The sequence below is a fragment of the Acinetobacter sp. YH12098 genome (genome assembly GCF_013419235.1).
GTDB classification, from domain to species: domain Bacteria; phylum Pseudomonadota; class Gammaproteobacteria; order Pseudomonadales; family Moraxellaceae; genus Acinetobacter; species Acinetobacter amyesii.
In genome coordinates this window covers 41986-57483 of sequence record NZ_VPAO01000005.1, presented here as the reverse complement: position 1 = coordinate 57483, position 15498 = coordinate 41986, and the positions used below count along the sequence as shown (strand labels likewise).

Annotated in this window: 14 protein-coding genes; 4 read left to right on the top strand and 10 right to left on the bottom strand. The window is 39.8% G+C overall.

Annotated elements, in window-relative coordinates:
* Positions 1–150 precede the first annotated feature (150 nt).
* On the top strand, positions 151–426 hold the full coding sequence (locus FTU38_RS02455; protein WP_180110480.1) for a hypothetical protein: 276 nt from the start codon (positions 151–153) through the stop codon (positions 424–426).
* 68 nt (positions 427–494) lie between these two features.
* On the opposite strand, the gene FTU38_RS02450 is transcribed toward FTU38_RS02455, so the two are convergent.
* From FTU38_RS02450 to FTU38_RS02430, 5 genes are all read right to left on the bottom strand, one after another.
* On the bottom strand, positions 495–1604 hold the full coding sequence (locus FTU38_RS02450; RefSeq protein WP_373683968.1) for a hypothetical protein: 1110 nt from the start codon (positions 1602–1604) through the stop codon (positions 495–497).
* 149 nt (positions 1605–1753) lie between these two features.
* Positions 1754–3202: a hypothetical protein gene (locus FTU38_RS02445; protein WP_180110478.1), complete on the bottom strand. Its 1449-nt coding sequence runs from the start codon at positions 3200–3202 to the stop codon at positions 1754–1756.
* An 11-nt stretch (positions 3203–3213) separates the two neighbouring features.
* Positions 3214–3393, bottom strand: coding sequence for a hypothetical protein (locus tag FTU38_RS02440; RefSeq protein ID WP_078189814.1), 180 nt, complete (start codon positions 3391–3393; stop codon positions 3214–3216).
* A 351-nt stretch (positions 3394–3744) separates the two neighbouring features.
* Complete coding sequence (locus FTU38_RS02435) at positions 3745–3924, bottom strand: hypothetical protein (protein ID WP_180110477.1); 180 nt, start codon at positions 3922–3924, stop codon at positions 3745–3747.
* Between the two features lie 234 nt (positions 3925–4158).
* Entirely contained in the window at positions 4159–4407 is a 249-nt protein-coding gene (locus FTU38_RS02430; RefSeq protein ID WP_180110476.1) for a glycine zipper domain-containing protein, read from the bottom strand.
* 236 nt (positions 4408–4643) lie between these two features.
* Here FTU38_RS02430 and FTU38_RS02425 point away from each other — a divergent pair, with 236 nt between their 5' ends.
* Positions 4644–4844 carry a dodecin family protein gene (locus FTU38_RS02425; RefSeq protein ID WP_067761311.1) on the top strand — a complete coding sequence of 67 codons (201 nt, stop codon included), beginning with the start codon at positions 4644–4646 and terminating at the stop codon, positions 4842–4844.
* A gap of 77 nt (positions 4845–4921) precedes the next feature.
* Here FTU38_RS02425 and FTU38_RS02420 read toward each other — a convergent pair whose 3' ends face one another.
* The 5 genes from FTU38_RS02420 to ompR all read right to left on the bottom strand — a co-directional run bounded on the left by FTU38_RS02420 (position 4922) and on the right by ompR (position 10539).
* Positions 4922–5608 (bottom strand): DsbA family protein, encoded by a 687-nt coding sequence (locus FTU38_RS02420; protein ID WP_111885832.1) that lies wholly within the window; start codon positions 5606–5608, stop codon positions 4922–4924.
* Positions 5609–5756: 148 nt separating this feature from the next.
* A complete protein-coding gene (locus FTU38_RS02415; RefSeq protein WP_180007058.1) occupies positions 5757–6176 on the bottom strand; it encodes a GNAT family acetyltransferase in 420 nt (139 codons plus the stop codon).
* A 128-nt stretch (positions 6177–6304) separates the two neighbouring features.
* Positions 6305–7822, bottom strand: coding sequence for an acetyl-CoA hydrolase/transferase family protein (locus FTU38_RS02410; protein WP_180007250.1), 1518 nt, complete (start codon positions 7820–7822; stop codon positions 6305–6307).
* A gap of 206 nt (positions 7823–8028) precedes the next feature.
* Entirely contained in the window at positions 8029–9489 is a 1461-nt protein-coding gene (locus FTU38_RS02405) for an ATP-binding protein (protein WP_111885830.1), read from the bottom strand.
* A gap of 285 nt (positions 9490–9774) precedes the next feature.
* Entirely contained in the window at positions 9775–10539 is a 765-nt protein-coding gene (gene ompR / locus FTU38_RS02400) for a two-component system response regulator OmpR (RefSeq protein ID WP_078189809.1), read from the bottom strand.
* Between the two features lie 335 nt (positions 10540–10874).
* Between ompR and FTU38_RS02395 the strand changes: the two genes are divergently transcribed.
* Positions 10875–13235, top strand: a complete 2361-nt coding sequence (locus tag FTU38_RS02395) for a Tex family protein (RefSeq protein ID WP_180007060.1) — start codon at positions 10875–10877, stop codon at positions 13233–13235.
* A gap of 89 nt (positions 13236–13324) precedes the next feature.
* The gene (locus tag FTU38_RS02390) at positions 13325–15292 is read left to right on the top strand and encodes a DUF2075 domain-containing protein (protein WP_180007251.1); all 1968 of its coding nucleotides are present in this window, start codon (positions 13325–13327) and stop codon (positions 15290–15292) included.
* Positions 15293–15498 lie beyond the last annotated feature (206 nt).

Sequence of the window (15498 nt, the reverse complement as noted above, 5' to 3'; positions counted from 1 at the left end):
AGATATGAAATGAACCTCCTTCGGGAGGTTTTTTTATTTGGTTTTTGGATAGAGCACATGAATAAAAACGTCCATTTTTTAATCTTTAAAATAAATTAAAAATAAATAATTAATCTATAATAGCGATCGTTAAGTATTGGGAATCTTAAGATGAAAATTTTAGTGATCGCTGTAATGGGCTCGCTGCTGTCTATGGGCCTCATGCAATCTGCTCAGGCAGACAGCGCTAAGCAAAAAATGGTGCGTAATGCCCCTGTGCAGGTTTCAAAACAGATCGCACCATATGATATCAATCCTTTTGTAGATAGTCGCCGTGTGATGCGAAATGATCGTGTTCAGTATAGTTTTCCTAAAGTGAAAAAAGTCGCTGAAAAACAGCCGAGTATTGTACGTAATGATCGTGTACGTGTGATTAAGAAAAATTGAAGCTGAGTTATTTAAAAAAAGCCCATCCTGTTGAAATGGGCTTTTTATTCGCTGTGAAATAGCGGGTTCTAGAACAAGGCTTCAAGGCGCACTAAAGCGCCCACAAAGTGGCTTTTATCGTCACGATGGTTGTTGAGGTAGTTGAGATCACCTTGGATATAAAACCATTCGCGCAGAAAGGGCTGTCGCCATGATACATAGGGTCCCCAACTGTTTAAACGCAGTTGATCGTTATTGTAAAAACCACCTGTATATAGGCCGTAGTTGAATCGGTTACCTTTAAAAAATTGGTGTTGGCGGTAACTGAAGTTATCCCATTTCAGATCATCATCCTGTGCATCTGCATAGGTCAGGTTGAATTGGTTTGAGATAAAGGGTTGGCCTGGACGAGCATGGGTTAATTCTAAATTGGTTCTTAGATAATTTTCACTATCGATACCATAACGATAAATTTGTTCGGCTAAAAAACTGTAATCATTGTCGAGTTGCCATTTTTTAGCTGCTTTTAAGCGGACATATAGGTCATCACCAGAACGTAAACCTAGATCAACGTCAGTTTCGAAGGGCAGTCGATCTGAAATTTCTGACCAACGTAACGCGAGCGAACTGTTATCTTCACGGGTTTGCTTATTGTCATAATTTTTATCACTACGCCCCGCAGGGTTTTCATTGGTAATTGCAGCATTATTTTCTAATTCATTATCAAGTGAGTCATCACCAAAGACCACACTCAATTTTTTTTCTAAAGTGGGAAGCTTAATTTTACCGCGAATACGTGGCTTAATTTCGTATTCATCGTGCTTATTCCAACTGTTGTCTAAAATCACCCTAAGGGTAGCATTGGCTGGTTTATCAGGCTCACTTTGCCCAAACCAATTATCCATGCGAACGGCCGTTCGATCTGCCCAATTTCGGACTTTCTTCTGTTGTCGATCGGTCCAGCTATTATTTTCCGTTTGTTCTGTTGTCGGAACAATGGGGTGATCTGATTGTTCAGGTAAGAAGGTCGGTGTTGCATCAATCCAACGTGGAATTTGATCTAAAAAATCATAGGTTTTTGGCATGATATACGGTGAACTTTGCTCGGTTGCAGGCACATCCTGCGAATGTTCACCCTCAGTTTCATTGACGACAGCATCAGTTTCATTGGCCCAAGCAACTTGATGCATCAAGCTCATTGATGCGGAAAAAAGCAAAGTCCGAATAAAGTACTGTTGTTTTTTATGCATATGTTTTGGCTCTATTTAATTATCATCTGAGTATCCTGCATCTGTAGTTTTGTTATTTTTATCGGATAAATGCAAGCCAAACTACAAAATAAATGCAATTAATCTTCGGTCATTTGCTTAAGTGCTTGATAAAGCGAAATCACATCAATGGGGTGAGGCAATTGTTGGATCACATTTTGGATGCTTTGCCAATTTAAACCTTGCTGTCGATGGAGGATCAAATAGGGAAGGGCTTGTTCGGTACGCAAGAGTGCCATGCGTTTTTGACCGTGGATTAAACGTATTTTTTGACGTTCTTGTAATAATAACAGCGGGGTATGTAGCGTCGGTTCAGGTTCATCAAAATGAATGAATTTTTGCGTATGAATTAACTGTGCCGGGATAAATGGATAATAGTCGTTTTGCGACCAAATTATTTCAGCCTGCTGAGACTGTTGATAGAGCTGATCAGGTGCAGCACAGAGTTGCTCTAGATTGTCCCATGTCATGACTTTAATCGCGGCAAGTTCATGTTGATGTTGTTGGCAAAACAGTTGAGAGAGTCGAATGGCTTCCATTTGCGTTTGAGCACCAAACAACAAGAGATACTTGATGAAGCGACCCTCGGTATTGATTTGCTCTGCTAAATACAGTGGCTGGTTTTTCCAATCTGTACCATCTGTCGTATGCAATAGAACATCAAGTTGCGTTGTGAGTTCAGGCTGATCTATAAACTGCAATTCATACAAGGCCAATTGCGCATCGATGTTTTGCAGCGTTTGAACGCGAGCGGTATATTGAGCGATTGGAACCTGTTCAGGAAGTTCAACGCCTGCCATTGTCGAGTTGAGATTTTCCTCCGATGGGGCATGTGTTGGCTGCTCAATTAGAACAAGAGGAACGATATCAGGTGCAGAAAGCTCTGGTTTATTTGTATTTGAGTTATCAAGCAACGTATCCGCTTCATTGATTTGCTTATCGCAATGATCTAGATCGACAGATCCGTCTTTATTTATCGCTTCAATTGGCAGTAGGTCGTCCACACTTGCTGCAACACAGCTTGGCGCTGTGATGGTTTCATCCTTCAGGCGTAAGGCATGTAGACGTAGATCGGTATCACTGATTAAACATTTATATAGCTGTTGTTGTTCAATTAACCAATCATAGCATTCGCTAAAATTGCCCCATTCACTGAGTAAAGCCGTGCGCTGTTTGGCTGGAATCATCCACACTTGCCAACCTAATTCATGGTCATGCAGCAAGGCCCAACCCATCTCTGGATATTGATATAAAGCATTTTCAAGTGCAGTATCATGGTTAAAATAGCCACGAAATAACAATGAATATGGCGTTTGTTTGGAAAATTCAGTTGCAGCCATTTGTGGCTTAGTTAATGCACGATAACTTAATATTTGCTTTTGAAAAATCGGTTCATCGCATAAGGCAAAAATTTCATGAATCCGACGTTTAGAAAGCGCAGTTTCATAAAAACTCAAAGCACGGTGTTCAAGTTGATGGGTCAGTACATGGATTTCTTTTATTAATTGTACTTTCTCTTGTAAATTCATTTGTCCACTTCCTAAAGGACTTTTTGTGCTTTTTCTAAATATTTAGCCAATACAATATTGGTTGCAAGTTCTACTAATTTATATTCAGCCGAATTCGGGTTTCGATATGTATTGGCCAATTCAATCAGGCGTTCAATATCGATGACCTGCGGTGAAATTTTTCCTTGTATCAGTGCCTGAAGTTCTTGCATAGGACAATGTAAATTTAAAAATAAAGAAGTCGATTAGTTCATTTGATTATAGAGATTTCATTAAAAAAAACATGGAAATAAATGTCAGCTTCTACAAATTAAGCGTTAAATATGACAATTAATGCGCATTTTGTTTAAAAATAATACCAAATCATTAGCTTAAAGATAGGTTTTGCAAAAGATATAGCGGTATGGTTTGATCAATTTTTTTGAAGTCATCATCAGCGATCGAGCGCTTTTAGATGTTCATTTTTAATGTTAAGTAAAGAATAAAGCCCAAAGTAAAGGCACATAAAATAAAAAACCGATGGTGGGAGCCATCGGTTTTTTTATGGAAAAATCAGCTAAAAATTAAGCTTTTTTTTCTGTGTTTGTTATAACTTCAGTTGTATCAGCAGCTGGAGCTTGGCTCTCTGCATTGGCAGTTTCAGCTTTTTTTACTGGAAAATCTGGTACGTAAACGATTTGTGCAGAAACAGTTGCAGAAAGCGCCATCACAGCAACAGCCATAGCATATTTGATTGCGTTCATTTGTGTATTCCTATCAATCATTAGTAACTCAAAAATTGAGTCAGGGAGAAAATTAATCACTTGAATTTATGTGAAAATAATATCAAAAAATAATCAATTAAAAATGATCGATTCGGCAACACAAGATAAATGGTAGGATTTAATAATTATATAAAACAGTCTATTAGAGTTATTACTCTAGAGTTTTTAGTGGCTGAGTGACAGCGGCGTATCACTCAGATATAGATGAAAAATCTATGAATGTTTGGCACATTTCTTTTCATAGACTTTGCCTGCGATACCACCAATAATGGCACCACTAATCGTACCAAAAACAGGCAAAATACTGCCTGCAACAGCGCCGATCGCAGCACCTTTGACGGTCGGAGAAAAACGTGAGAGAAAGCTATTCTTCCCTGTTTGCGACTCGTTGGTGGTTGTTTGAGGGGTTATATTGGTAGATAGTTCGGTTTCAGCAGAAGTTGCTTGAGATTCAATAGTCATGACATTACTCCCGAGCATGATCGTTTGAAGAATGAAACTTTTAGCCTAATCGGTAGTGGCCTTGGCTTAAACAGAAAGCATGTAATAAATGATGGTCAGTTTGTAATCCCTCGAAGTGGAACTCACTTCTGTGTAAGACATGTAATATTTTGCTGTTTTGATGTTTAAAAAATAACCAAAATAAGTGACTTAATCATATGATGAGTTTCAAAATCATAACAATGAGGATAAATACAATGTCTGTTGCTAAAGTCGTTGAAGTAAATGCAAGTAGCACAAAAAGTTTTGAAGATGCAATTCAAACGGGAATTAATAAAGTCACTGAAACCGTGAAAAACGTTCAGGGTGCATGGATTAATGAACAGAAAGTCGTGGTGAAAGACAATAAAATTGCGGAATATCGAGTGAACTTAAAAATCAGCTTCTTGGTTGAATAAGTTTTAATTTTATTGATGTTAAAAACTGATCAAAAAAAATCCCCGAAGTTCGGGGATTTTTGTTTGAACACGCTGAATTATTTTTCAGGCGTTTCACAGCTTTCATCATTACACACAGGTGTAGGAGCAAGCTCAGGAAGTTCCGCAGCTTTGTCCATCACTTTTTTAAATACATCTTTCGGTTGAGCGCCTGCTAAAGCAATGCGTTGCTCAAATACAAAGAACGGTACACCCGTAACTTTAAGTTGATCGCGTGCTACTTCTTCATCGTATTTGACGAAATCGGCAAATTCATCTGAGTCTAATAAATCATCGACTTCAACAGGGTTTAGACCAATACGAGATGCAACGTCTTCTAAGGTTTCACGTTCACCAATGGCCAAGCCTTGCGTCATATAGCTATAGAAGAAAGCTTCTTTGGCTTCACTGCCGAGACCTTTGCTTTGTGCAAGATGAATCAAGCGGTGCGCGTTGAAAGTATTGCCTGAATTGGCTTTTTGCCAGTTAAATTCAATACCTTCAGCTTTTGCCATTTCGGCAATATTGCGCTGCATTTCCTCTACTTCTTCAATACTGCGGCCATATTTTTGAGCTAGACGTTCAGTATTAGAAATTTCTAGGCGAGCGGGCGCATCTGCATCAAGTTGATAGCTATGCCAAAACACTTCAAGCTCTACACCCGATTCTTCAGCAGCAGCTTCAAGGCGTTTTTTCGCAATATAACAAAATGGGCAAACCACGTCTGACCAGATATCTACACGCATGGGAAATCTCTTTTCTATGTTCTGGGAAAATGATGGGGGCAAATCCTAAAATTTAAAGCCAAGCAATGCAATCCATTTTTGTTTCGATGGTGCAATGTCGAATTTTTTTTATGTTGCTTCAAGGATTGACCGAAGATTTGTCGGACTATTAATCCGTGATTAAACGTTTACCCAAACAAATTACCTCAACCTCTTCATAGCCCAATTGTTCATAAAAATTTTGTACGTCAATGTTGTCTTGGCGAATCAGTAATTGAAGTTTTGGGCAACCTAAAGCAATTAAGCGTTTTTCTAATTGTTGAATGAGGGCGGTGGCAACGCCATTACGCTGAAAATGTGGATGTACAGCAAGATAATTGACCCAGCCTCGATGTCCATCATAGCCCCCCATGACAGTTGCGATCAATTGATCATCTTTGATAGCCAATAAAAATAATTGATCACGTTGCGCTAGTTTTCGAAAAATATCAATTTCAGGGTTATTCCATGGACGGGTCAGATCACACAGTTCCCAAAGTGCAATTACATCATCTAAATCAGATTCGAGATAGGGGCGGATAATAAACATAATTTTTGTTTTAGCATGTATTTTGACCAATTTAGATTAGTCGAGTTTTGCAGACTTGATAAGTCATATTGAAAAATAAAAGCCATAAAAAAAACGCTCCGAAGAGCGTTTTCTTATTTCACTGTCAATTAAGCAGTTTTAACTTCTGGTTGAGCAGCTAACATGTGGCCGTTCTCTTCGAAGTTGATGTGCCAAGACAATGCTTCACGTAGAAGGTGAGGTGTTTGACCACCTTTCGCACATGCACGGTCGAAGTAATCATTTAGCGCATCACGGTACATAGGGTGAGCACAGTTGTCGATTACTGCACGAGCACGTTCACGTGGAGCAAGACCACGTAAGTCAGCAAGACCTTGTTCAGTAACTAAGATGTCAACGTCGTGTTCAGCATGGTCAATGTGAGAAGCAAATGGAACAACAGAAGAAATGTCGCCGCCTTTTGCAATTGATTTAGTCACGAAGATCGCCAAGTGTGCATTACGTGCGAAGTCACCTGAACCACCGATACCGTTCATCATTTTTGTACCGCAAACGTGAGTTGAGTTCACGTTACCGTAGATATCAAACTCAAGCGCAGTGTTGATACCGATGATACCTAAACGACGTACAAGTTCTGGATGGTTCGAAATTTCTTGTGGACGTAATACAAGTTTGTCTTTGTATTGTTCAAGGTTATTAAATACTTTTTCGCCATATTTAGCAGAAAGCGTAATAGAAGAACCTGAAGCAAATTTCATTTTGCCTGCGTCGATCAATTCAAATGTACAGTCTTGAAGTACTTCAGAGTACATGATCAAGTCTTCAAAGTTTGAATCTTTAAGACCAGTCAATACTGCGTTTGCAATTGAACCGATACCTGCTTGTAATGGACCAAGGTTTTTCGGTAAACGACCTTCTTCTACTTCTTTTTCAAAGAAAGCGATCAGGTGGTTTGCAATACCTTGAGTTTCATCATCAGGTGCAGTCACTGTAGATGGAGAGTCATGCAATTCGTTGTTAAATACGATACCTACGATTTTTGAAGGATCGATGTTGATTGCATGTGTACCAATACGTTCGTCAACTTGAGTCAATGGAATCGCTTGACGTGTTGGACGATACGTTGGGATATAAATATCGTGTAAGCCTTCGAATGCTGGGCTTAAGTTGGTGTTGATTTCAACAATCACTTTTTCAGCAAAAATTGCGAAGCTTGCAGAGTTACCTACAGAAGTTGTAGGGATGATGCCACCATCTTCAGTGATCGCAACAGCTTCAATAATTGCCACATCAGGCTTTTTAAGCTGAAGGTTACGCATTTGTTCAACTGTTTCAGACAAATGCTGATCGATGAACATCACTTCGCCTTTGTTGATGGCTTTACGTAATGTATTGTCTACTTGGAACGGTAAACGACGAGCAAGAACACCTGCTTCAGTCAATTTTTTGTCCAAATCGTTACCCAAGCTCGCGCCAGTAATTAGGGTAATTTTAAGAGGATTAGCATGAGCCTGTTGAACCAACGCTAAAGGTACAGCTTTCGCTTCACCTGCGCGTGTGAAACCACTCATACCTACCGTCATACCATCCTGAATGAATTCAGCAGCTTTTTCTGCGCTGATAACTTTGTCGTGAAGGGCAGCTAAACGGATGCGATCTAAAGACATCATATACTCTCGTGAAATTCTCAAAACTGATACGGATTGTACCGATCAAAAAAGCCATTTTGCATACCTGTTAGGCTAAGGTCTAATTTTTTGAAAAAATGTGGGTATAAGATTTTATTATGTTTTTTAAACTACTGAATAATAAAGTTAAAAATATCAATGGTTAAAGCTTAAACAAAACTGTTCGTTGCTTTTTTGAACGCTTGTTAAAAGCGTTCAGTTAAACTTTGCTTAATTTTTTCCAATGGGCTGTTGTTTAATATTTCATCATTTTCGAGTTTTTGCAGTGGTAAAGAAATGATCGCTTCGAGTCCACCTTCTGCTCGATTGTGAATTGAAAGTTGACCTTCGTGAATATCCACAATACGTTTTACAATGGCTAAACCGAGTCCACTGCCTTGAATGGTACGTGCATCATTACCACGTACAAAAGGTTGCATCAGGTCTTCAATTTGGTCTTCAGGAATCCCTTCGCCATTATCGGCAACGCGAATTTGAATATGGTCACCTTCATATTCGGTAGACAGTTCAATCGGCTCGGCACCATAGCGTTTTGAGTTATTGATTAAGTTCCCTATTAATCGTTTTAAGGACAGGCTACGTGCTTGAATAATCGGTAAGTCTTGAGGTTCAAAGCGAATATCTAAAGGTTTAAATTGAATCACTAATTCCTGCAATAGCGCATTTAAATCAGTATCTTGCGGAACCTCATCAGAGCCATCTCGCATATACGAAATGAACTGATTCAGAATTGCATCCATATCTTCAACATCGTAAATCAGACCTTCTTTTAGGAAGTCATCATCAGGCATCATTTCTGCGCTGAGTCGAATACGGGTCAGCGGAGTACGCAAATCGTGGGAAATACCGGCCAACATGATGCGGCGATCACGTTCAGTTTGTTCCAGCGTGTAGACCATGTGGTTAAAGGCTTGGTTTACTTCACGGATTTCTTGTGGCCCATGGTTGGTTTCTAAATAAGGTGCAGTGCCGTGTTTACTATAGTTGTTTGCCGCATCTTGTAAACGTTTTAGTGGACGGTTGAGCTGACGAACCAAGGTTAAGATAATGATGCCAGCAATCAGCGGAATACCCAATAACCAGCCTAAAATCAGCTCTGCGCTATAGTTGGCATAGGTTTTTAAAGGCTCGCGAACCCAGTTGCCATTCATTTCTGGAGTTTGAATCCAGATGCGTGGGTCAGGTTTAAATTGGAAATACACGGTCGCATTATCAATGCGCATTTCTTTGGCCAGTTTCTTTTCAATTTGATTGGTAAAGAACTCTGCAATGACTTTGTCTTTGACATTGGGGAATTCTTTCGGATCGGTCACATATTCGATCCCGACACGGTTGCGCATCCAGTCGTCGACATCCACTTCGGCATTGTTATGAAAAATCCGTAAATCAGGATTGTTAATGATTTCAAGCTCGACCGCGAGGTAACGAGCATGTTGTTGAATTTCGGGTAAATAGAGTGTGCGCCAAAAGAACCATAAGGACATAAACAGGCTAAAAAACACCACAAATAAGACCAATACGGTGGTCCGCATGGCTGCAGAGCGGGGTTTGATTTTATCGAGGAAGCGTTCCCAAGGTGTCCGTTTTTTTTCGGAGTAGGTAACGTAGTCGGTAAATTCCTGTGGGTCGATGGGTTCGAGTTTCACGCTATATCCCTAGAGTAAATTTTAGAGTGTGAGATCAATTAACCCTGTTGGATACGCGTTCAGGTCATACGCAACTGTTCGAGGCAGGAAGCATGGAATAGATTATGTTTCTGCGATGATTCTGATATGAAGCAGAAATGAGACGAGTTTTGCGTATGACAATGGTTTTGCTTACTTTTGCCGAAACAAAAGTAAGGCGAACCGCAGGTTATTGGATAAATTTAATGTTCAATGAAAAGACTCCGCCTAATGAACGGCGGAATTTTTTATTACTATTTATTTGGATTATTCAGCACCATCTGGAACAAAGACATAACCCACGCCCCAAACGGTTTGGATATAGCGTGCACGTGCTGGGTTTTCTTCAACCAAACGACGCAGGCGAGAAACCTGAACGTCAATTGAACGCTCCATAGCACCCCATTCACGACCACGAGCAAGATTCATTAACTTGTCGCGTGTCAGTGGTTCACGAGGATGTTGAACTAATGCTTTAAGTACGGCAAATTCACCCGTTGTTAATGTGACGACTTGACCTTCACGGGTTAATGTACGAGTAGACAGGTCGAGTGACCACGGACCAAAAGACACCACTTCCATTTGTTGGCTTGGTGCGCCCGGAACTTCACGCACTTGACGACGTAATACGGCACGAATACGTGCCAAAAGCTCATTCGGGTTGAATGGTTTTGGTAAATAGTCATCTGCACCGGCTTCAAGTCCAGCAATACGGTCTGAATCACTACCACGAGCGGTCAGCATAATGATTGGGGTATCGATGCTAGATTGGCGCAGACGGCGACAAATACTCAAGCCATCTTCAACAGGTAACATAAAGTCGAGCACAATCAGGGAAAAGAGTTCCCGCTGCAACAGACGATCCATCTGAGTCGCATCATGTGCGGTTTTGACCACAAAACCTTTATCTTCTAGGAAGCGTTGTAAGAGGGTGCGTAGACGCACATCATCATCGACAACCAGAATGCGTTCGACTCGGTCGGTTTCGGCTTGTACGGCATCTGTTTTTTCAGCAGGTACAACTAAACTCATGACGTGCTCCTTATTCTTTATTGTCATCGTAAACAAAAAGTCGATTTCACTTGAGTATACGATTCATTTATATAAATTTACTATGCTCTAAAGCAACAAATATTGCAGTTAAAATCAAGACATAGATACCAAATGTATACATGTTGTTCGAATCAGTTTGCTTATCTAAGTCTCGCTAATTTGCTGTTTCATAGTCAGTTTCGTAAAAAAATGTGTATTTGAGATGAACTGGCATTAAAAACCACGAATAAATTTATAAAAACAATTGTGGATTTTATGGTCTTGGTCTTTATAATCATGGCTTTTAGAACTTATCCTTGCAGGGATCTAATACGATGACTGACTTAGTTCAGCAGTTGGCAAAAGAAATTGCCGTACGTCCAAATCAAATTGAAGCTGCCATCAAGCTCATTGATGAAGGTGCCAGTGTTCCATTTATCGCACGTTACCGTAAAGAAGTGACGCAAGGTCTGGACGATACTCAATTACGTCAGCTCGATACACGTCTGACTTACCTGCGTGATTTATTTGAGCGCCGTGAAAAGGTAATCGAATCTCTAAAAGAACAAAACAAGTTATCTGATGACTTACTTGCTCGCGTGAATGCAGCAGAAACGAAAAATGCTTTAGAAGAGATTTACGCACCGTACCGTCCAAAACGTACCAGTAAATCATTTAAAGCCAAAGAAGCGGGTTTAGGCCCAATCGCTGAAAAAATCTTTAATGAAGCGATCGATCCTACGGAAGCTTTGGCAGGCTTTAGCCATGAAGATTATGCAGATGTTGAAAGTCAACTTGATGCGATTCAACACATTTTAATTGATGAATGGGCACAAAATATTGCATTAACCACTGAGCTAAAAGCGACATTTGCGAAAACTGCAGTGTTGAAAAGTTTAGTTGCAAGCGATGAGAAAAAAGAAGTCGGTAAAAAATTCCGTGATTACTTTGATTTCTCTGAAAGCTTAAATAAAGTCCCTTCACACCGTTTATTGGCGATGCTCCGTGGCCGTCAAGAAAATGTCTTGGGCTTAAAAGTCGATGGTGAAGATGATGCACCATTGGCTCGTATTGATACTGAATACAATTTAGAAACAGCACAACCACAAGCGCGTGCAGATTTCTTAAAACAAACTGCAAAATTGTTCTGGCTCGGTAAAGTTCGTCCTGCGATTGAACATTCATTATTGACTGAAAAACGTTTGGCTGCTGAAGCTGAAGCGATGGATGTCTTTGCTGAAAACCTACGTCATTTATTACTTTCTGCTCCTGCAGGCGCACGTTGCACATTGGGTGTAGACCCAGGCATCCGTACGGGTGTGAAATTGGCTGTTGTGAATGCATCAGGTGATGTCCTTGCACATAGCACGATTTACCCATTTGCTCCGAAAGAAGACAAAGCTGGATCAGTGGCTGAACTTGCACGTCTATGCCGTGAGTTTAATGTTGAACTGATTGCCATTGGTAACGGTACTGCAAGCCGTGAAACTGAAGCTGTTGTAGCTGAAATGATGGCAGCAAATACAGACTTGAACTTGATTCGTGTGTCGGTATCTGAAGCAGGCGCGTCGGTTTACTCAGCATCTGAATTGGCGTCAAATGAATTGCCAGATTTAGATGTATCGATCCGCGGTGCTGTATCGATTGCACGTCGTTTACAAGATCCATTGGCTGAACTTGTGAAGATTGATCCTAAATCGATTGGTGTGGGTCAATACCAACATGATGTGAACCAAACCGGTTTGGCAAAAACGCTAGAAGCGGTTGTGGAAGACTGTGTGAACTCAGTAGGTGTTGATGTCAACACAGCATCATCTGCTATTTTGGGTTATATCGCGGGTCTAAATAAATCGATTGCACAGCAAATCGTTGAATTCCGCAAAGAAAATGGTCGTTTTGATAACCGTCAAAGTTTGAAGAAAGTACCTCGTTTAGGCGAACGTACCTTTGAACAAGCAGCAGGTTTCTTACGTATTCAAGATGGTTCTGAACCATTGGATGCATCTGCAGTTCACCCAGAGTCATATGACTTGGTGGCAAAAATTGTGGAAGCAAAAGCGACGACTGTAAAAGATATTATTGGTAATACTGAAATTATCCGTCAGATCGATGCAGCAGCATTTGTAAATGACCAATTTGGTTTACCGACAATTCAAGACGTTTTATCTGAACTTGAAAAACCAGGCCGTGACCCACGTCCAGAGTTCCGCACGGCTAAATTCCGTGAAGACATCACAGAAGTGGCGCAGTTGACTGAAGGTTTACAGCTTGAAGGTGTGGTTACGAATGTGACGAACTTCGGTGCATTCGTGGATGTGGGTGTACACCAAGACGGTTTAGTGCATATTTCTGAACTTGCAAATGAATTTGTTGCAGATCCGCACAAAGTCGTGAAACCAGGTCAAATTGTTCAAGTTCGTGTCTTGAATGTCGATGTTGAACGTAACCGTGTCAACTTGTCTATGCGTGCAGAAGGTGCTGCTGCAGCGAAACCACAACGTCAACCACGTCGTGACAATGCCCAGCAAGAACAACGTGGTGAGCGTAAGCCACATGCGAAACGTCCACAGCATGCCCGTCCGCAAGGCGACCGCCCACAAGGTCATAAAAAACCTCAAGCAGCGAAACCACAAGAAAATAAAATTGGTGGTTTAGGTGCGTTGTTATTACAAGCAGGGATTAAAGGTTCGAAGTAATCTTTAACTGTTAAAAAAACCTCCCATATGGGAGGTTTTTTTATATAAGATTAAAACAATCAAAGCTTAAATAAACTTAGAAGATCATGATGTTACGTAGTTATTATCAGGGTTCAGTGCAACAATTCATACATACAAATGAACAAGAAATTATGGGGGCTTTGGCACTACAGCATGAATTTGCATTGGAAGATTTACAAAAGAACGCTTGGTTAAAACAAATTGAGATTTTAAAACAACAGTTGGATTTTTTAGATGAGGGAGAAATCTTTTTTGAATTCTCTATTCCACGGATGGGTAAGCGCGTAGATAACATTCTTTTGATACGTAATTTAATTTTTGTTATTGAATTTAAAGTAGGTGAAAAGAGTTACCCACAATATGCTAAGACTCAGGTCATAGATTATTGTTTGGATTTGTTGAATTTTCATGAAGGTAGTCATCAGCAAAAGGTCATACCACTTTTAATTTCAACCCAAGCTCAAAGTTGTGAACAGTCATGGTCAGCGGTATCCACTTATCAAGATACTTTATGCTGTAACACCCATAATTTACGGATTGTAATCGAACAAGCGCTTTATCAATTTGCAGGTCTTACGCAACTTAATATCAAACAGTGGGTTGAGTCTCGATATAAACCAACACCCACAATTATTGAAGCAGCTCAGGCGTTATATCAAGGTCATACAGTGGATGAAATTTCTAGAAGTGATGCCGGTGCAAAAAATTTAGCGATCACTTCGAAAAAAATCGAACAAATTATTGAAGATGCAAAATTAACAAATAAAAAAACGATTTGTTTTTTAACGGGTGTACCTGGTGCAGGAAAGACATTGGCCGGTCTTAATATTGCGAACCAGCGTTTAAAAACAAATGAACAAGAACATTCTGTATTTTTATCTGGGAATGGTCCTTTAGTTGATGTTTTACGTGAAGCATTGGTTCGAAATACCGTGGAACTTGCTAAGCAACAAACAGAAAAAAAGACGCGATCTGAGGCAGAACGTGAAGCCAAAGCCTTTATACAAAATATTCATCATTTTAGAGATCATTATTTGAAATCAAATGAGGTGCCAATCGAAAAAGTCGTTATTTTTGATGAAGCTCAAAGGGCCTGGCAAAAGGATCAGGTTTCAAACTTTATGAAACAGAAAAAAGGTATTGATAATTTTTCGATGTCTGAACCAGAGTTTCTCATTAGTGTTATGGATCGCCACGCTGATTGGTGTGTCGTTGTTTGCCTGATTGGTGGTGGGCAGGAGATTAACACTGGAGAAGCAGGTGTTTCTGAATGGCTATCAGCATTAGAACATAAATACCCGAAATGGAAGATCTACTTTTCTAACAAAATTTTGCAGGATAAAGTCTATTTAACTGATCCTAAACAACAATTCTGGGTTCAAAAAAATGGAAAAAATGAGGAAGATTTACATCTTGCTGTTTCTGTCCGGTCATTTCGCAGCGAACAAGTTTCACATTTGATTCAACATGTATTAGATGGTGATGCAAAGTCCGCGAAAGAAACTTACCATATGATGTCCCAAGATTATCCTATTCTGCTTTGTCGTGATTTTAATGTTGCTAAACAGTGGTTAAAAAGAAAGGCTAAGGGTTCAGAGCGCTTTGGGGTTATTGCTAGTTCGGGTGCCAGACGTTTAAAAGCCGAAGGTATTGATGTAAAGAATAAAATAACACCTGCAGATTGGTTTTTGAATTCAAATACAGATGTACGTTCTGCGTATTATTTGGAAGATATTGCAACTGAGTTTGATGTGCAAGGCTTGGAAATAGATTACAGTTGCGTGGCATGGGATATTAATTTTTATTTTGATCAAGATTGGCAATTTCAAGCCTTTAAAGGTAGTCGATGGCAAAATATAAGGCAAACTGAAAAGCAGAAATACCTGTTAAATGCATATCGAGTGCTACTGACTCGGGCGCGACAAGGTATGGTGTTGTATATACCATCTGTAGATGACAGTGACTGGACTCGTCCCAAGAAATATTATGATTCGACGTATAATTTTTTGAAGCAATGTGGTTTCAATACGCTATAAAAAACCTCCCATTTGGGAGGTTTTTTTATTTCTTTTAAGGCCTATCAAAGATAAATGAGCTGAATCTTAAACTTCGCAATAAAGTGTAAAAATCACACAAATCACGTATCAAAACACACTATAGAATCGTTCGATTGTCAGACAATATAAGTCACGCCATAAAGTGGTCACAAACTTTAGGTTTTACATACTTACATCTAATTATT

Coding starts and splice junctions, on each gene's coding strand:
- FTU38_RS02455 (WP_180110480.1), top strand. CDS start 151: ATGAAAATTTTAGTGATCGCTGTAATGGGCTCGCTGCTGTCTATGGGC.
- FTU38_RS02450 (WP_373683968.1), bottom strand. CDS start 1,604: ATGAGCTTGATGCATCAAGTTGCTTGGGCCAATGAAACTGATGCTGTC.
- FTU38_RS02445 (WP_180110478.1), bottom strand. CDS start 3,202: ATGAATTTACAAGAGAAAGTACAATTAATAAAAGAAATCCATGTACTG.
- FTU38_RS02440 (WP_078189814.1), bottom strand. CDS start 3,393: ATGCAAGAACTTCAGGCACTGATACAAGGAAAAATTTCACCGCAGGTC.
- FTU38_RS02435 (WP_180110477.1), bottom strand. CDS start 3,924: ATGAACGCAATCAAATATGCTATGGCTGTTGCTGTGATGGCGCTTTCT.
- FTU38_RS02430 (WP_180110476.1), bottom strand. CDS start 4,407: ATGACTATTGAATCTCAAGCAACTTCTGCTGAAACCGAACTATCTACC.
- FTU38_RS02425 (WP_067761311.1), top strand. CDS start 4,644: ATGTCTGTTGCTAAAGTCGTTGAAGTAAATGCAAGTAGCACAAAAAGT.
- FTU38_RS02420 (WP_111885832.1), bottom strand. CDS start 5,608: ATGCGTGTAGATATCTGGTCAGACGTGGTTTGCCCATTTTGTTATATT.
- FTU38_RS02415 (WP_180007058.1), bottom strand. CDS start 6,176: ATGTTTATTATCCGCCCCTATCTCGAATCTGATTTAGATGATGTAATT.
- FTU38_RS02410 (WP_180007250.1), bottom strand. CDS start 7,822: ATGTCTTTAGATCGCATCCGTTTAGCTGCCCTTCACGACAAAGTTATC.
- ompR (WP_078189809.1), bottom strand. CDS start 10,539: ATGAGTTTAGTTGTACCTGCTGAAAAAACAGATGCCGTACAAGCCGAA.
- FTU38_RS02395 (WP_180007060.1), top strand. CDS start 10,875: ATGACTGACTTAGTTCAGCAGTTGGCAAAAGAAATTGCCGTACGTCCA.
- FTU38_RS02390 (WP_180007251.1), top strand. CDS start 13,325: ATGTTACGTAGTTATTATCAGGGTTCAGTGCAACAATTCATACATACA.